The organism is Embleya sp. NPDC056575 (genome assembly GCF_042793325.1).
Lineage (GTDB): Bacteria > Actinomycetota > Actinomycetes > Streptomycetales > Streptomycetaceae > Embleya.
In genome coordinates this window covers 1-1,000 of the sequence record NZ_JBHTVA010000216.1, presented here as the reverse complement: position 1 = coordinate 1,000, position 1,000 = coordinate 1, and the positions used below count along the sequence as shown (strand labels likewise).

The following is a 1,000-nucleotide window of genomic DNA, read 5'->3' as shown; positions in this document are numbered from 1 at the left end:
GTACCTTGACCTGCTTGCCGATCGCACGGTTCAGGTCGCCGGCCTGCTCACCCTCGTCGTACGTCTCCTGCGGCTCCGTCATCGTCATCCCAACACCCGCCCTGCGATCCCGCACCCCACCAGGTCACGGCCGACAACCCGTACAGGACACCTTCCGTACCCGTACGCGCACTCTGCGTACCGAAGGATTCCCTGGTCAGGGTAGAGCGAGGCGGCCACGCTCAGTGACATGAAGTCAGAAATCTCCACCCGGCATTTCACCCAACTGCTCAGCGCCACGCCTCGCGGCGCCCGCCTGGCGCGGCTGCTGGCTCTGCGGCAACTCGACGAGTGGGGATGGCCGCCCAGCTGCGAGGTGAGCGAGTCCGCCGCGCTGGTCGTCGCCGAGCTGGCGGCGAACGCGGTCACGCACGGGCAGGTGAAGGGGCGCGGGTTCCGGCTCACGCTCACCGTCGAGGCGCCGGACACGCTCCGTATCGAAGTGGCCGACCCGCGAGGCGATCGGCGGCCCCTGGCCCGTCGTACCGCGAGTTCCACCGACGAGACGGGGCGCGGGTTGCTCCTCGTCGACGCGCTCACGGCCCGGTGGGGCACTGAGCCATGGCCGCCGTCCGGCAAGGTCGTGTGGGCGGAGATCGGTCTTCCGGGTCAAGCCCTCGGCCGGGCCGCGCAACCACTGGCCTGACACCGCGAAGCCCTCGCGTCGGTACCCGCGCGTCCGCCGGGTCCTCGAGACCGCACCGCCCCGGCCGCTCAGGGAGATCTTGACGGACGCGCGTGCGGACCCCGTTTCCCGAAATCGCCCCTCTCCGTGCGACGGACCCGCCGCCCCGCCCCGTAGAGCAGACGACATCGGCTCACAGGGAGGGGAACGCGACGTGGCAGGGCAGAGAGTCAGAGGCGCCAGGGGTACGGCGATCGCGGTGGTGGCCATGGCGGCGCTGACCGCGTCACAGGCGCCAGGGGCGGTAACGGCACGGGCCTCCGCACCCCCGCGGCA

Annotated in this window: 1 protein-coding gene; it reads left to right on the top strand. The window is 71.4% G+C overall.

The genetic code is table 11. From position 1 onward, the window contains the following. The first annotated feature begins 229 nt into the window (after positions 1-229). Positions 230-685, top strand: a complete 456-nt coding sequence (locus ACFRCG_RS48870) for an ATP-binding protein (protein ID WP_380043151.1) — start codon at positions 230-232, stop codon at positions 683-685. Positions 686-1,000 lie beyond the last annotated feature (315 nt).